This is a genomic window from Streptomyces sp. NPDC050416 (genome assembly GCF_044458845.1).
Taxonomy (GTDB): Bacteria; Actinomycetota; Actinomycetes; order Streptomycetales; family Streptomycetaceae; genus Streptomyces.
The window spans coordinates 275092-290552 of the sequence record NZ_JBITII010000011.1 but is presented as its reverse complement, the minus strand read 5'-3'; the positions used below and the strand labels follow the sequence as shown (position 1 = coordinate 290552).

11 protein-coding genes and 1 pseudogene are annotated in these 15461 nt (G+C 71.2%); 6 read left to right on the top strand and 6 right to left on the bottom strand.

Going from position 1 to position 15461, the window contains the following annotated elements; genetic code table 11:
• Nucleotides 1-118 precede the first annotated feature (118 nt).
• Complete coding sequence (locus tag ACIBL4_RS31055) at nt 119-1630, bottom strand: MFS transporter (protein ID WP_399415095.1); 1512 nt, start codon at nt 1628-1630, stop codon at nt 119-121.
• Between the two features lie 215 nt (nt 1631-1845).
• Between ACIBL4_RS31055 and proP the strand changes: the two genes are divergently transcribed.
• Entirely contained in the window at nt 1846-3342 is a 1497-nt protein-coding gene (proP, locus tag ACIBL4_RS31050; RefSeq protein ID WP_399415094.1) for a glycine betaine/L-proline transporter ProP, read from the top strand.
• A 6-nt stretch (nt 3343-3348) separates the two neighbouring features.
• Here the strand turns inward: proP and ACIBL4_RS31045 are convergent, their stop codons facing one another.
• From ACIBL4_RS31045 to ACIBL4_RS31035, 3 genes and pseudogenes are all read right to left on the bottom strand, one after another.
• Nucleotides 3349-4005, bottom strand: coding sequence for a DUF5701 family protein (locus ACIBL4_RS31045; RefSeq protein ID WP_399415093.1), 657 nt, complete (start codon nt 4003-4005; stop codon nt 3349-3351).
• 116 nt (nt 4006-4121) lie between these two features.
• Nucleotides 4122-5090, bottom strand: a pseudogene (locus ACIBL4_RS31040) (helix-turn-helix domain-containing protein); the annotation flags it as partial.
• A 134-nt stretch (nt 5091-5224) separates the two neighbouring features.
• Nucleotides 5225-6061 carry an alpha/beta fold hydrolase gene (locus ACIBL4_RS31035; RefSeq protein ID WP_399415092.1) on the bottom strand — a complete coding sequence of 279 codons (837 nt, stop codon included), beginning with the start codon at nt 6059-6061 and terminating at the stop codon, nt 5225-5227.
• Nucleotides 6062-6237: 176 nt separating this feature from the next.
• On the opposite strand from ACIBL4_RS31035, the gene ACIBL4_RS31030 reads away from it, so the two are divergent.
• Nucleotides 6238-7188, top strand: a complete 951-nt coding sequence (locus tag ACIBL4_RS31030; RefSeq protein ID WP_399415091.1) for an aminoglycoside phosphotransferase family protein — start codon at nt 6238-6240, stop codon at nt 7186-7188.
• Between the two features lie 86 nt (nt 7189-7274).
• On the opposite strand, the gene ACIBL4_RS31025 is transcribed toward ACIBL4_RS31030, so the two are convergent.
• Nucleotides 7275-7727: an Lrp/AsnC family transcriptional regulator gene (locus ACIBL4_RS31025; RefSeq protein WP_020275150.1), complete on the bottom strand. Its 453-nt coding sequence runs from the start codon at nt 7725-7727 to the stop codon at nt 7275-7277.
• Between the two features lie 111 nt (nt 7728-7838).
• Here ACIBL4_RS31025 and ACIBL4_RS31020 point away from each other — a divergent pair, with 111 nt between their 5' ends.
• Together ACIBL4_RS31020 and ACIBL4_RS31015 are read left to right on the top strand one after the other, a co-directional pair.
• Complete coding sequence (locus ACIBL4_RS31020; RefSeq protein WP_399415090.1) at nt 7839-8456, top strand: LysE family translocator; 618 nt, start codon at nt 7839-7841, stop codon at nt 8454-8456.
• 95 nt (nt 8457-8551) lie between these two features.
• Nucleotides 8552-10954 carry a SpoIIE family protein phosphatase gene (locus ACIBL4_RS31015; RefSeq protein WP_399415089.1) on the top strand — a complete coding sequence of 801 codons (2403 nt, stop codon included), beginning with the start codon at nt 8552-8554 and terminating at the stop codon, nt 10952-10954.
• Here ACIBL4_RS31015 and ACIBL4_RS31010 read toward each other — a convergent pair.
• A complete protein-coding gene (locus ACIBL4_RS31010) occupies nt 10951-11856 on the bottom strand; it encodes an SDR family oxidoreductase (RefSeq protein ID WP_399415088.1) in 906 nt (301 codons plus the stop codon). The two genes, ACIBL4_RS31015 and ACIBL4_RS31010, sit on opposite strands and share 4 nt — an antisense overlap.
• Before the next feature lie 212 nt (nt 11857-12068).
• Between ACIBL4_RS31010 and ACIBL4_RS31005 the strand changes: the two genes are divergently transcribed.
• Nucleotides 12069-13364, top strand: coding sequence for an acetyl-CoA carboxylase biotin carboxylase subunit family protein (locus ACIBL4_RS31005; protein WP_399415087.1), 1296 nt, complete (start codon nt 12069-12071; stop codon nt 13362-13364).
• A 45-nt stretch (nt 13365-13409) separates the two neighbouring features.
• Complete coding sequence (locus ACIBL4_RS31000; RefSeq protein ID WP_399415086.1) at nt 13410-15452, top strand: CocE/NonD family hydrolase; 2043 nt, start codon at nt 13410-13412, stop codon at nt 15450-15452.
• The last annotated feature ends 9 nt before the right edge of the window (nt 15453-15461 follow it).

The following is a 15461-nucleotide window of genomic DNA, read 5'->3' as shown; positions in this document are numbered from 1 at the left end:
GCCGCCGGCTGAGCCGGGTCCCCGAACGCGACCGGCCGGTTCCGTGCTCGGCCGGTGCGCCGGTTTCCGCGCTCGGTCAGCGGGCCGTTTCCGTACTCGGCCGGCGCGCCGCGGGAAATCAGCTCTGCCGGGCGTGTACGGGGCTGTTGGCGATGTCCTCCGGGCACTTGCCGTGCTGCTGCCGTGTCCGCCGGTCGCGCCTGAAGTCGGATGTCGCGAGGGCCAGGGCAGCCAGCATGCCGAGGAGGGCGGCGCCCAGTGCGGTGGCGAGGGCGCCGCGGTAGTCGTCGCCGCTGCCGAGCACCACGTAGAAGAGGCCGGGCAGGGCGGCGGTGCCCACCGCGGCGCCGAGCCGCTGCCCGGTCTGTAGGGCGCCGCCCGCCGCGCCCGCCATCCGCACGGGCACGTCGCGCAGCGTCATGGTGATGTTCGGTGAGATCACGCAGCCGCTGCCGACACCGCCGAGGAACAGCACCGGGGCGGCGACCCAGGGCGCGATGCCGAGGGGCGCGAAGCGCAGTAGCAGCGCGGTGCCGCCCAGGCCTGCGATCACGGCCGTGAGGCCGCCCACGGTGAGCAGGCGGCCGAGCCGGTCCACCAGCCGGCCGGCGACCGCGGCCCCGCAGGCCGAGCCGAGGGCGAAGGGCGTCACGGCGAGGCCGGACCGGAGCGGCGAGAAGCCCAGGCCGTCCTGGTAGAAGAGCGCGAAGACCAGCCAGACACCGCTGAAGCCGATGAAGTAGAGCGTGCCGACGCCGGCGCCGACGGCGTAGCCGCGCACGGTGGTGAACAGGCGCGGATCGAGCAGCGGCTGGACGTCCCGCTCGACGAGGCGACGCTGCCACCGGGTGAAGCAGAAGAGGATCGCGCCGCCCGCGGGGAACATCCACCACAGCCGGCCGAGTCCGCCGGAGCCCGCCTGGACCAGCGGATACATCAGCGCGAGGACGCCGAGGCCGAGGAGCAGGACGCCGGGCAGGTCCACGTGCTGCCGGCCGGACCGCCGGGTGCGGGGCAGCAGTCGGCGGCCGAGGAGGACGGCGAGGATCCCGATGGGCACGTTGACGTAGAAGATCCACCGCCAGCCCTGGTCGCCGGAGGCCAGGGCGAGGATCAGGCCGCCGGCGAGCGGGCCGACGGCGGAGGAGATGCCGACGGTGGCGCCGAAGAAGCCGAACGCACGGCCGCGTTCGGCGCCGCGGAACATCTGCTGGATGAGCGCGGAGTTCTGGGGCGCCATGAAACCGGCCGCCAGGCCCTGGGCGAGGCGGGCCACCACCAGCAGCGTGATGCTGGGGGCCGCGCCGCAGGCCATGCTGAAGAGCACGAAGCCGCTGAGGGCCAGCAGGAAGATGCGGCGCCGGTCCAGCGCGTCTCCGAGACGGCCTGCGGTGACGAGCGCGAGGGCGAAGGCGAGGGCGTATCCGGACACCACCCACTGCACCTGCGCGGGCGAGGCGTCCAGGCCGCGCTGGACGGAGGGCAGGGCGACCGCCACGATCGAGACGTCCAGCAGGCTCATGAAGCCGGCCACCAGGGTGACCCACAGGGCCCGCCACCGGCGCGGATCCGGCTCGTATCCGGGCTCCTGCGCGCCCTGGTTCCGGTCGCCCGCCGCTGACGCTGTCACATGAGGCTCCTCTCACCGTGTGCGCACCGGCGAACCAAGTTCCCCCTCCGGGGCGCGGACACACCACGGCAGGTCGGCGGCACGCCTCTCACCGAAAGCACCCGTCCGTCACCCGGGGTGATCATCCGGGTGCCGCGCGAAGGGGTTCGTTTGAGCGCGCGAGATCTGTGCAGGCGTTGTGGTTGGGACGGACGACCGGCGAAAGGAACGACGTGATGGCGGCGCCCGACAACGACGAGTCGGTGGATCCCGCGGCCGTGAGACGACACCGGGTGCTGTTCCGGGCGATCGAGAAGCGACGCAACCCGAAGCTGCGCCGCAGCGACATCACCGTGACCGACGAGGCGGCGGTCAAGCGCGCCACGAAGGCCGCCGCCCTCGGCAACGCGATGGAGTGGTACGACTTCGGCATCTACAGCTATCTGGCCTCGACCATAGGGAAGGTGTTCTTCCCGTCCGGGAACGACACCGCGCAACTCCTCAGCTCCTTCGCGACGTTCGCGGTGGCCTTCCTCGTGCGTCCGCTCGGCGGCATGGTGTTCGGGCCGCTCGGCGACAAGGTCGGCCGTAAGCGCATCCTCTCCCTCACCATGATCATGATGGCGGTGGGGACCTTCGCCATCGGCCTCGTCCCCTCGCACGCCGTCATCGGCCTGTGGGCCCCGGCCCTGCTGATCTTCTTCCGGCTGGTGCAGGGCTTCTCGACCGGCGGGGAGTACGGGGGCGCCTCGACGTTCATCGCGGAGTACGCGCCCGACAAGCGGCGCGGCTTCTTCGGCAGCTTCCTGGAGCTGGGCACCCTCGCCGGCTACGTCGGGGCCTCCGGCCTCGTCGTCGTCCTCCAGATGCTCCTCAGCGCCGACCAGATGCTGGCGTGGGGCTGGCGCGTCCCCTTCCTGGTCGCCGCCCCGCTCGGCTTCATCGGCCTGTATCTGCGGCTGAAGCTGGACGAGACGCCCGCCTTCCAGAAGCTGGAGGGCTGCCAGGTCAAGGCGAGCGAGGCCGCCGAGTCCGTGGAGACCTCGGCCGCCGCCGACCTCGGCAAGATCTTCACCCGGTACTGGCGGCCGTTGCTGCTGTGCCTCGCGCTGGTCGCGGCGTACAACATCACCGACTACATGCTGCTGTCGTACATGCCGACGTACCTGTCCGACGAGCTGGGCTACGGGACGAACCACGGGCTGCTGATCCTGCTGCTCGTGATGGTGCTCCAGATGTGCGTCATCAACCAGGTCGGGCGGCTGTCGGACCGCTTCGGGCGCCGGCCGCTGCTGATGGCGGGGATGCTCGGATTCCTCTTCCTGTCCCTGCCGTCCTTCCTGCTCATCCGGCAGGGCAGTGTCGTCCTGATCGCCCTGGGGCTGCTGCTGTTGGGGCTCTCCCTGGTGACGATGCTCGGCACGATGTCGGCGGCGCTCCCGGCGATCTTCCCCACCCACGTCCGGTACGGCTCCCTCTCGGTCGCCTACAACCTGGCCACGTCGATCTTCGGCGGTACGACTCCCCTGGTGATCACCGCCCTGATCAGTGCCTACGACTCGACCCTCATGCCGGCCTACTACTCCTCGGGTGCCGCGGTCATCGGCGTCATCGCCGTGCTGTGCATGAAGGAGACCGCCAACAAGCCCCTGGCCGGCTCCCCGCCGTCGGTGGAGACGCAGGCGGAGGCCGCGGAGATCGTCGAGGAACAGGTCCCTCGGCCCAGGTTCTGACTTCCCCTAGCCCCTGCGGCCCGTCGTGGAGGCGAAGCCCAGCCAGGTGTGCCGGTTGTTCCACCAGCACCAGCCGACCTTCGGGGCGTTGCGGCGCTCGCGGCCGTCGCGTCCGGTGCCGTTGCTGATCCAGATCGCCGGGGTGCGGGCGTCCAGGCTGCCGTCGGGCTTGCGCAGCCGGGAGCCGATGGTCATGAAGCAGCGGTTGCGCTCCAGGGCTTCCGGCTGCTGGAGCACCCAGTGGATGCCCTCGGTGAGCAGCAGCGGGGTGCGGTCCTCCTTGCTGAGGGCGGGCAGTGCCTCGTCCGGGCTCCAGTTGGCCATGTGGTCACCGCGGTCGAGGCCGGTGACGACGTAGAGCGGGGTGTCGGGCAGTTCGACGGCGCAGGGCGTGAAGGCGTCGACGTCGGGCATGTCGACGACGACGAAGCCCGGTTTGCCGTCGCGGCGCAGCAGCGGCGCGACGGCGGAGGCGGGGGCCCTGTCCGGATGAACGGCCAGCAGGGCGCCCTCGCCGTCCGTCTCGGCGGCGAACCCACGGATCTCGTCGGCGGACAGCCCGGCGGTCTCGTGCACCCCCAGCTCGATCAGCCGCTCGGCCTGCGCGCTTAGGGGCGGGAGTGCGGGGAGGACGGTGGACGGGTCGGGCGTGGTGTCGGGCACGATGCTCCCGGGGTCGGTGACGTGGGCGAACTCCTGAGCAACGCGCCGCTTCCCGGAGGCGTTCCCTCCCCTTCACCTCCGTTGCGCCGGTCCGCACGTCCCTTCCGCCCGTCTTCCTCTCCGTTCCGCCCGGCGCCGGACAGGCCGTGCGTCTGCCACTCGCGGGGCGTCACACCGTAGGCGGCGCGGAAGGCGCGGCTGAAGTGGCTGGGGCTCACGAAACCCCAGCGCCGGGCGACGGCCGCGACCCCGTACCCGAGGGCCGGAGAGTGCGGAAGATCCCTGCGGCACCGCTCGAGCCGCTGCGTGCGGATCCACTCCCCGACCGTCACGCCCTCGAGCTGGAACAGTTTGTGCAGATAGCGGACGGACATGCAGTGCGCGGCGGCGATGTCGGGCGGGGACAGGCCGGGGTCGCCAAGATGGCGCAGGATGTGGTCCTTGACGCGTACGAGGGTGGCCGCGGCGCTCTCCGGGGCCTGGGAGGCGAAGCGTCCGCACTGCTCGTTGATCAGCAGCGTCAGCAGGTCGAGCGCGGTGGTCGCGAACTGGCGGCCGACGAAGGCGTCGAGACCGGGCGCTTCGCGGGCCAGGCGCCCCAAGTACGCGGACACGAGTGCGGCGCTGCCCTCCTGTCCGGAGAACGCCGTCGCGGTCACCGCCCGCAGATCCTCCTCGCGCACGCGGAGGTCCGTGCGGGGGAACTGGAAGGACGTGAAGGAGAAGTCGCCCTGCACGGTCTTCCGGAACGGCCGGGAGGAGTCGGAGAGGGAGAAGTCTCCCGGCCCGATCCGCGCCTGTCTGCCGTCCTGCTCCTTGATGGCGGTGCCCCGCTGCTGAAGGGTGAGGATGAGGTGCTCCTTGCCGTCCCGGATCAGCCGGCGGCTGCGCGTCACCGTCTGCGGGCCCGCCTGGACCTGCGAGATCCGTAAGGAGCCCAGCTGGTTGCTGACGATTCTCCCGGGCGACGGATCGTCTTCGAGGAGCTGTACGTCGAGCGGTATGAAGGTGCGTGACACCGCGTGGTGCCAGAGCTCACTGCGGTCGGCCGCCGAGAGCGACGCGGTGGACAGGACGACGGACACCTGGTTCCCCCCTGGGCATCATCGAAGGCCGGCAGCTCCGATGCGCTGCCGGCCTTGACGATGTCACCATCCCGGCCCTGGGGTGGTCCAGGAAGAATTGGAGGAAGAGAAAGAAGCCGGAGAAAGAATCCGGATCACTTCTCCAGGAAGGCGAGCAGTGCCGAGTTGACCTCCTGCGCGTGAGTCCAGAGCAGACCGTGCGGGGCGCCTTCGATCTCGACGTAGTCGGCGGCCGGAAGAGCCTGGTGGAACGGCCGGGCGGTGCCCTCCACGGGCAGGATGCGGTCGCCCGTGCCGTGCAGGATCAGGGCCGGCACGTCGATCTTCGGGATGTCGGCCCGGAAGTCGGTGTACCAGGTCGACGGCGCGGCGGCCGCCGCGAAGGAGCCGCCGCCCGCGGCGACGTTCCAGCTGTTGCGGACGGCCTCCTCGCTGATCCTGGTGCCGAGGTTCTCGTCGAGGTTGTAGAAGTCCTTGTAGAAGTCCGTGTAGTACGCGTAGCGGTCCGCCTTGACGGCCGCGACGATCCCGTCGAAGAACTCCTTCGGGGCGACGCCCTGCGGGTTGTCGTCGGACTTGAGCAGGCAGGGCTCCAGCGAGGCGAGGAAGGCGACCTTGGCGACCCGTCCGGTGCCGTACCGGGACACGTACCGGGCGACCTCGCCGGTGCCCATCGAGAAGCCGACGAGGACGGCGTCCCGTAGGTCGAGGGTCTCCATCACGGTGTTCAGGTCGGCGGCGAAGGTGTCGTAGTCGTAGCCGGTCGTCGGCTGCGAGGACTGCCCGAAACCGCGCCGGTCGTAGGTGATCACGCGGTAGCCGGCGTCGAGCAGTACGGCGCTCTGCCGCTCCCAGGAGTGGCCGTCGAGCGGAAAGCCGTGGATGAGGACGACCGGCTGCCCGGATCCGTGGTCCTCGTAGTACAGGTCTATAGCGGTGGAGTTCTCCTGGCCCACGGTGATGTAGGGCATGCGCTGGTTTCCTCGTTCCGGGGTGGCTGGTGACGGACCGTGCCACGCTAGACCCGGGGCCGCAGGACCGGTTGCCGGTCAGCGCACCGGTTCTTGACCGGGGGCGCACGGGAGACCGTGTTCGCAGGGCCGTTAATCTGTCGCTCGCCCGTGGCCGGCGTGACAACATCGTCGGCATGGCAGGGTTCTTGACGGCTGATCAGATCGAGGCCCGTACGTCCCGTGCTCGCGCGGCGGCCGTTGCCGCGGGTCGTGATCTGGGGCTCACGGTGTCCGACGCGAGGGTGCTCTACGACGTGTTCTCGGTCGTGGTGCATCTCGCCCCGTCGCCCGTGGTGGTGCGGGTGCCGACCGTCCTGCCGTCGTACTCCGGTCCCGAGTCCCATGCGGCGCGGCAGCGACAGGAGCTCGATGTGGCGGGGTGGCTCGCGGACCAGGGGTACCCGGTGATTCCGCCGAGCCCGCTGGTGCCGCGGGAGCCGGTGCTGCGGGACGGTTTCTCGATGACGTTCTGGCAGTTCGTCGAGCTGGACCAGAGCGTGGAGCCCGACTACGTGCACAACGCCGGTCTGGTCGCCGGCCTGCACGCCGCGCTGCGCTCGTACCCGGGTGAGCTGCCGTTCCTGTCGGCGGCGGAACCCCGGTTCGTCTCCGAGGGGCTTGCCGCGCTCGACGGGCGGCCCGACCTGCTGGACCCGGCCGACCTGGACCGGGCGCGGCGCGAGTGGGAGGTCCTGGAGCCCGTCATCAGCTCACGCGCGCGGTTCGAGGCGGCGTTCCCGGGCATCGAGTTCCAGACGGTCCACGGTGACTCCCCCGCGGCCAACATCGTCTCCGCCAAGGACGGCGAGCTGTACTCCGACTTCGAGCTGATCACCTTCGGACCGGTCGAGTGGGACCTGGCGGCTCTCGGCCCCGCGTGCGAGGCCGCCTACAACGCGGCCGCCGAACGCAGGGGTCTGCGGCGGCTGGACGAGGGTGTGCTGCGCCTCGTCAACGCCGTGGGCATGTCGCGCGCGGTGGCGTGTCTCGCGCTCGCGCCGCAACTGCCCATGCTCGTGGACGCGTTGCAGCCGGCCGTCGAACAGTGGCGGACGATGCCGTTCGCCGGTGGCCTGGGCGGCTGAGCGCCGGGCGGCCGACACTGCTCGGCGGCTGAGCACCACGCGGCCGGCCCTGCTCGGCGGGCTGAGCGCCAAGCGGCCGGCTCTGCTCACTCGGGCAGGGGCCGGTCGTCGACGACGTGTTTCATGACGAGGGTGGAGTTCAGGCGCTGGACGCCGGGCAGCCGGGCGAGCTGCCGGTCGTAGAGCTGCTGGAAGGCGGCCAGGTCGGTGGTGGCGACGCGCAGGAGGTAGTCGGGGTCGCCGAACAGGCGCTGCGCCTGGAGCACGTGCGGGACGGCGGCCACGCCTTCTTCGAACGCGGAGACGGTGTCGGCGTCCTCCCAGTGCAGGGTGACGAAGACGAGGGCCTCGAAGTTGAGGCCCACGGCGGCCGGGTCCACGACCGCCCGGTAGCCGCGGATCGCGCCTTCGCGTTCGAGGTCGCGCAGGCGGCGGTGGCAGGGCGAGACGCTCAGTTTTACTCGGGCGGCCAGCTCGGTGACCGTAAGACGGCCGTCCAGCTGGAGTTCGGTAAGAATTTTCCGGTCCAGGGCATCCATGGAGAAGATTCTGCCCCAAATCCCGCGATCAAGGAGTAAAGAAGGGAACACTTTCGGGCTGATCCGACCTAGCCTTCCTCTCGCGACAAATCACGTGAGAGGGACCGGTCCATGGATACGGCGACACTGGCGGCCTTTCTGGCAGTGGATCTGCTGCTGGTGTTCACCCCCGGCGCGGACTGGGCCTACGCGATCACCGCGGGCATCAGGGGCCGGTCGGTCGTCCCGGCGGTCGCCGGGCTGGTCGCGGGATACGCGGGTTACACCCTGCTCGCGGTCGCGGGCCTGGTGGTGATCGTGGCGAACTCGGCGGCCCTGCTCACCGCGCTGACCGTGGCCGGGGCCGGCTACCTGGTGTGGCTCGGCTGCGGCGTGCTGAGGCAGCCGGCCGTCCTGACGGCCCCCGAGGGCGACGTGGGTTCCTCCCGCTTGCGGACCATGCTCAGGGGAGCCGGGATCAGCGGGCTCAACCCGAAGGCACTGCTGCTGTACTTCTCGCTGTTCCCGCAGTTCATCGACCCCGCGGGCGGCTGGCCGGTCGCCACGCAGACCGGCCTGCTCGGCACGCTGCACATGACCGCCTGCGCCGTCGTCTACCTCACCGTCGGAGTCCTGGCCCGCACCGTGCTGAAGACCAGGCCCGCGGCGGCCAGGGCGGTCACCCGTGTCTCCGGCGCGATGATGATCGTCATCGGCGGCTTCCTGCTGGTGGAGCAACTGGCCCGCTGACGACGGGTGCACCCGGGAACCGGCGAGGGGTCCCCGGCGGACCTTCCTGAGATGATGACCGGGGAAGCGGCAGGGGCGTCACATCCGGAGGCACCGTGCAAGGACGCGTACCGGAGGACCTGGCGGTCGTCGTCGACCCCCGTGGGGTGATCGCGGTGTGGAGCGACGGCGCCCGACGGCTGCTCGGATACGAACCCGAGGAGGTCGTGGGCCGGGCCGTCACCCGCCTGCTCGCCGCCGGCCTGCCCGGTTCCACCCGACGTCACGTGGCCGACGGACAGCGCTGGGCCGGCGAGGTGGCGCTGCGGCACCGGGACGGCGACCGGGTCGTGGTCCGGCTGCACGGCACGCCGCTGCTGGACGCGGACCGCAGACGGCTCTGGCTCGTCACCGGCACCGCACTGGCGCACACGGCGAGGCGGGCCGGGCACGGAGCCCTGACCCTGTGGGACCTCACGCTCACACAACTCCCCGTGCCGGTGGCGGTCTACGACCGTGAGGCCCGGCTGGTGGCCGCCAACGAGATCATGACCCAGGTGATGGGCCGGTCCGAGGAGGAGATGAAGGGCCTGACGCTCCGGGAGATCGAGCCCGGCCCGCCCTTCGACGAGTACGACCGCCTGCAGCGCGAGGTCCTGCGCACCGGCGAGACGATCTTCCACGAGCAGCACGGCACGGCCCCGGGCGAGACACGGCGCCACGCCTGGTCGATGTTCATGTCGCCGCTGACGGACGAGACCGGTGCGGTGCAGGGCATGTCCGCGACCGTGTTCGACACCACGGAGCAGGACTGGGCCCGCCGCCGGCTGGCGGTGCTCAACGAGGCGAGCCTGCGGATCGGGAACACGCTGGACGTGACCCGGACGGCCGAGGAGCTGGCCGAGGTGGCCGTGAGCGGGTTCGCGGACTTCGTCACCGTGGACCTGCTGGAGTCCGTCCCCCTGGGCGACGAGCCGGAACCGGTGCTGCCGGACGCGCCGGTCACCGTGCGGCGCACCGCCCAGCGGTCGGTGCTGGAGGGCTGCCCCGAGTCGGTGGTCCCCTCGGGCGACACCACGCTCTACCCCGTGGACTCGCTGCCGGTCCGGACGCTGGTCGCCGGCCGTGGCTCCCTGCACCGGCCGGGGGATCCGGGCCTGCGGGAGTGGGTCAGGTCCTCCCCGGCCCGCGAGGAGTCGGTGGGCAGGCACATGATCCACTCGGTGATGATGGTGCCGCTGCGCGCGCGTGGGGTGACCCTGGGGCTGGTGCACTTCCTGCGGCACCGGACGCCGGAGTCGTTCAGCGAGGATGATCTGCTGCTAGCGGAGGAGATCGTCGCCAGGGCTGCGGTGAGCGTGGACAACGCCCGCCGCTACACCCGGGAACGCCGGACGGCGCTGGCGCTCCAGCGCAGCCTCCTGCCCGACCGGCCTCCGGACCTGGCGGCGCTGCGGGTCGCCTACCGCTATCTGCCGGCCGGTTCCGGAGCGGACATCGGCGGCGACTGGTTCGACGTGATCCCGCTGTCCGGCACCCGGGTCGCCCTGGTCGTGGGCGACGTGGTGGGGCACGGCATCCACGCCTCGGCCACGATGGGCCGGCTGCGGACCGCCGTGCGGACTCTCGCGGACGTCGATCTCGCCCCCGACGAGCTGCTCACCCAGCTGGACGACCTCGTCGTGCGGATCGACCGGGAAGAGGGCCCGGAGGCGCGCGGGCGGTCGGCGGAGGCGTCGGGGCAGGTCGGCGCCACCTGCCTGTACGCCGTGTACGACCCGGTGTCCCGCCGCTGCACGATGGCCCGGGCCGGGCATCCGCCGCCCGCCCTGGTCACGCCCGACGGCGCCGTACGGTTCCTGGAGGTGCCGACCGGACCGCCGCTGGGCCTGGGCGGCCTGCCGTTCGAGGCCGTCGAGGTGGAGCTGGAGGAGAACAGCCTGCTCGCGCTCTACACCGACGGGCTGCTCAAGGCCGCCGACCGCGACATGGACGTCGGGCTCACCCTGCTCCGCGAGGCGCTGGCGCACCCTGCCGAGGCGTTGGAGGACACCTGTGAGCAGGTGTTGCGCACCGTGCTGACCGGTCGTCCCGCCGACGACATCGTGCTGATGCTGGCCCGGACCGCCGCGCTCGCCGCCGACCAGGTGCGCACCTGGCAACTGCCGCCCGAGCCCACGGCCGTGGCCCGGGCCCGCAAGTTGGCCGGCGAGCAACTGGCCGCCTGGGGGCTGGCGGAGGCGGAGTTCACCACGGAACTCATCGTCAGCGAGCTGGTCACCAACGCGCTGCGGTACGGCGGCGCGCCCATCGAACTGCGGCTGATCCGCGACTCGGCCCTCATCTGCGAGGTGTCCGACGGCAGCAGCACCGCGCCCCACCTGCGCCGGGCCCGCGTATTCGACGAGGGCGGACGAGGACTGCTGCTCGTCGCCCAGCTCTCCGAACGCTGGGGCAGCCGCCAGACCCCCACGGGCAAGACCATCTGGGCGGAACAGCCACTGCCCGCGGACCTCTAGCGCGTGTCGACGATGCCGCCGGTCACCGCGATGACCTCGCCGACCGTGTAGCTGGAGTCGGCGTCCGAGGCGAGGTAGACGTACGTCGGTGCGATCTCCTCCGGCTGGGCCGCGCGCTCCAGCGGGGCCTCGCTGCCGATGTGGGCGAGCCCGTCCGGCGGCATGTGCTGGTCGGCCTCGTTGAGCGGCGTCCAGGTCGGGCCCGGCGCGACCACGTTCGCGCGCACGCCGCGCTTGGCCAGGTGCACGGCGACGGACTTGGTCAGGGTGATCAGCGCGGCCTTGGACGCCGCGTAGTCGATCATCGTCGTACTGCCCTTGAGCGCCTCTTCGGTGGCCGTGGCGATGACGGCGTCGCCGGGCTCCAGGTGGGGCAGCGCCGCCATGAGCAGGTGGAAGTACGCGTAGACGTTCGTCTTGAACGTCAGGTCGAAGTCCTCGGCCGTCAACTGGTCGAGTTCGAGCTTGCTGTTGAGGTACGCGGCGTTGCTCACCAGGATGTTCAGCCCGCCGAGCTCCGCCGCCGTCCGCTCGACGGCCTCGCGGCAGAACGCCGGGTCGGTGAGGTCGCCGGGCAGGAGCAGGCAGCGCCGGCCCTGGTCCTCGACCTCGCGCCGGACCCGTTCCGCGTCCACCTGCTCCTCGGGCAGATAGACGATGGCGACGTCGGCGCCCTCCCGCGCGTACAGCAGCGCCACCGCCCGTCCGATACCCGAATCGCCGCCGGTGATCAGCGCGGCCTTGCCCTCCAGCTTCCCGCTGGCCCGGTAGCGGCTCGCCCGGTAGCGCGGCGCGGTGTGCATATCGGCCTCGATGCCGGGCCGTTGCTGCTTGTCGGAGTCGTAGGGCGGGTCGGGCTCGGACACGACCTGCGGTGCGGACCGTTCCTGCTCGGGCTGCACGGGCTTTCCTTTCGCCGGGTGTCGTCCACGGCGCGGCCGTTCACCTGGGCTCACGCCGTTTCCTCCCCGCACCGCCTGCCCACATCGGCGGCAGGCATGTTCCCCGTCGCCGTCCGGCCGGCGCCGCGCCGACCGGCATGGCCGCATCCGCGAGGGGTACTCAGCCGATCTTGGAAGGCCCGGCCGGAGGGCCCCCTGTCGGAAGGAGATCCGTGTCTGCCGAGACGGTGAAGAACGTCTTCGTGATCGGGCTCGACGAGGCCAATCTGCCCACGCTGCGGGCGGTTCCCGGAGCTGACCGGCTGCGCTTTCACCAGCTGCTGACCATCGAAGAACTGCAGTACGGCGAGGTGCACCTGCCGACGCTGTTCGACAAGGCCCGGGAGGTGCTGGACGCCTTCGACGGCAGCATCGACGCGATCGTCGGTTACTGGGACTTCCCGGTCAGCACCCTCGTGCCGATGCTGAGCGAGCGCTACGGGACGCGGAGCACGAGCCTGGAGTCGGTGGTCAAGTGCGAGCACAAGTACTGGAGCCGGCTGGAGCAGCAGAAGGCGACCGACCGGCACCCGGGCTTCGACCGGGTCGACCTGTCGGCCGAGCCGCCTCGCCCGCCCGGGAAGGTGACCTTCCCGATGTGGGTCAAGCCCGCGCTCTCCTACTCGTCCGAACTCGCCTTCGGAGTCGATGACGAAGAGGAGTTCCGCAAGGCCGTCACCGAGATCCGCGAGGGCATCTCGCGTATCGGCCGCCCCTTCGAGCACATCCTCGAACGCATCGACCTGCCTCCGGAGATGGACGGCGTCGGCGGCCGGGTCTGTCTGGCGGAGGAGGCGCTGTCCGGCGTCCAGGTCGCCGTCGAGGGCTACGTCCACCAGGGCGAGGTGACCGTCTACGGAGTGCTTGACTCCATCCAGTACCCGAACTCCCCCTGCTTCCTGCGCCACCAGTACCCCTCGACGCTGCCGCCGCCGGTCATCGCGGAGCTCCACGACGTCTCGGAGCGGGTGATGCGGCAGATCGGAATGGACGCGGCCACCTTCAGCATCGAGTACTTCTACGACCCGAAGACGCAGTCGATCAACCTGCTGGAGATCAACCCCCGGCACTCCCAGTCGCATGCGGAGCTGTTCCAGTACGTCGACGGCGTCCCCAACCACCACTGCATGGTGCGCCTCGCGCTCGGCGAGGACCCGCGCATGCCGCACCGCGAGGGCCCGTACGCGATGGCGGCGAAGTGGTACCACCGCTGGTTCACCGACGGTGTGGTGCGCCACGTGCCCGGGCCCGAGGAGATAGCCCGCATCGAGCGGGAGACGCCGGGCGTGCGCATCGAGGTGGTCCCCGACGAGGGCACCCGGCTCTCGGATCTCCCCGGACAGGACAGCTACAGCTACGAGTTGGCGCACATCTACACCGGCGGGGCGGACGAGGCGGAGCTGCGGGAGAAGTTCGACCACTGCGTAGCCGAGCTGGGCCTGGCCTTCGACGAACCCCCGCAGGAGTGAAGCCCGGCCGGAGTGAACCCCGACAGTAAGGAGCACGTGGGTTCCATGCGTTACGTGACCAACCTGCCGTACGCGACGAAGGAAGAAGAGCACGTCACGATCCCGATGTCCGACGGGGTCCGGCTCTCCGCGCACATCTGGCGTCCCACCTCGTCGGACCACGAGCCGGTGCCCGCGGTGCTGGAGTACATCCCGTACCGCAAGCGCGACCTCACGGCCGTACGCGACTCGATCCACCACCCGTACCTCGCGGGTCACGGCTACGCCTGTGTCCGCGTCGACCTGCGCGGCACCGGCGACTCGGAGGGCGTGCTGCGGGACGAGTACCTGGAGCGGGAGCAGGCGGACGCCGAGGAGGTCCTGGCCTGGCTGACGGAACAGCCCTGGTGCGACGGCGGCGCGGGCATGATGGGCATCTCCTGGGGCGCGTTCGCGGCGCTCCAGGTGGCGGCCCGGCAGCCGCCGGGCCTGAAGGCCATCGCCATCGCCTCCTTCACCGACGACCGGCACGCCGACGACATGCACTACATGGGCGGCGCCCTGCTGTCGGACAACCTGGCCGAGGCGGGCACGATGTTCGCCTACGGCACCTGCCCGCCCGACCCGGCCGTGGTCGGCGACCGCTGGCGCGAGATGTGGCACGAACGCCTGGAGCACACCGAGCCGTGGGTCCTGCAGTGGCTGCGCCACCAGCGCCGGGACGACTACTGGCGGCACGCCTCGGTGTGCGAGGACTACAGCAGCGTGCGCTGCCCGGTCCTGGCGTCCAGCGGCTGGGCGGACGGCTACTCCAACGCCGTGACGCGGCTGCTCGGCAACCTGGACGTGCCCCGCAAGGGGCTGATCGGCCCCTGGTCGCACAAGTTCCCCCACCTCGGGGAGCCCGGCCCGGCGATCGGCTACCTCCAGGAGCTCGTCCGGTGGTGGGACCACTGGCTCAAGGGCGTCGACAACGGCGTCATGGACGGCCCCATGCTGCAGGCGTGGATGCAGGACAGCGTGCCGCCCTCCACCGCGTACGAAGAGCGTCCGGGACGCTGGGTCGGCGAGCCGGACTGGCCCTCCCCGCACATCCGGCAGGCCGTCCATCCGCTCACCCGGCACACGATCGGGCCTCCGCGGGAGGCGGCGGACGACGGAAACGCCCTCGACGGCGACACGATGACCGTGCAGTCGCCGCTGTCCGTGGGCCAGTTCGCGGGCAAGTGGGCCTCCTACAACGCGCCCCCGGACCTGCCGTACGACCAGCGTGAGGAGGACGGCGGTTCCCTCGTCTTCGACACCGAGCCGCTGACCGGGCAGGTGGAGATCCTCGGCTCACCGACCGTGGAACTCGACCTGTCGGTGAGCGAACCGGTCGCCATGGTGGCCGCGCGGCTGTCCGACGTGAGCCCGGACGGCTCCGCGACCCGTGTCTCGTACGGCATCCTGAACCTCACCCGCCGCGACGGCACGGAGTCCCCCGAGCCGCTGGAACCGGGCCGCCGTTACCGCGCCACGATCCCGCTGAACGGAGTGGCCCAGGCGTTCCCGCCCGGCCACCGCATCCGGCTCTCCCTCTCCACGTCCTACTGGCCGCTGGCCTGGCCGCCGCCGAAGCCCGCCCTGCTGAGCGTCCACGAGCACTCCAGCACGCTCACCCTGCCGGTGCGGCCGGTGGAGGAACCGGACGAGGTGCCGGCGTCCCCCTTCGGCGAACCCGAGGGCACTCCCCCGCTCGAGACGAGCCAGGTCACGCCCCCGGAGGAGCGCTGGGAGGTCAAGCGGGACCTGGTCGGCTACCACTCCGAGCTGGACATCGTGAAGGACCGGGGCACGGTCCGCTTCGAGCACATCGGCCTGGAGGCCGGGCGCCGCGCCCACGAGCGCTACACCGCGGTCGCCGACGACTTCACCTCGGTCAGCGGCGAGTCCACGTGGACCATGCGGTTCCAGCGGGACGACTGGGACGTGCGGGTGGTGACGCACACCCGGCTGAGCTGTGACGACTCGGACTTCTTCGTGGACGCGACCCTGGACGCGTACGAAGCCGACCGCCGGGTGTTCTCCCGCACCTGGAACGAGAAGGTCCCGCGCGACCTGCTGTAGCGCGGCCGG

Bases quoted from the DNA above. Each gene is read 5' to 3' on its own strand.
- proP (WP_399415094.1), top strand. From the start codon at position 1,846: ATGGCGGCGCCCGACAACGACGAGTCGGTGGATCCCGCGGCCGTGAGA.
- ACIBL4_RS31000 (WP_399415086.1), top strand. From the start codon at position 13,410: ATGCGTTACGTGACCAACCTGCCGTACGCGACGAAGGAAGAAGAGCAC.
- ACIBL4_RS31025 (WP_020275150.1), bottom strand. From the start codon at position 7,727: ATGGATGCCCTGGACCGGAAAATTCTTACCGAACTCCAGCTGGACGGC.
- ACIBL4_RS31030 (WP_399415091.1), top strand. From the start codon at position 6,238: ATGGCAGGGTTCTTGACGGCTGATCAGATCGAGGCCCGTACGTCCCGT.
- ACIBL4_RS31020 (WP_399415090.1), top strand. From the start codon at position 7,839: ATGGATACGGCGACACTGGCGGCCTTTCTGGCAGTGGATCTGCTGCTG.
- ACIBL4_RS31035 (WP_399415092.1), bottom strand. From the start codon at position 6,061: ATGCCCTACATCACCGTGGGCCAGGAGAACTCCACCGCTATAGACCTG.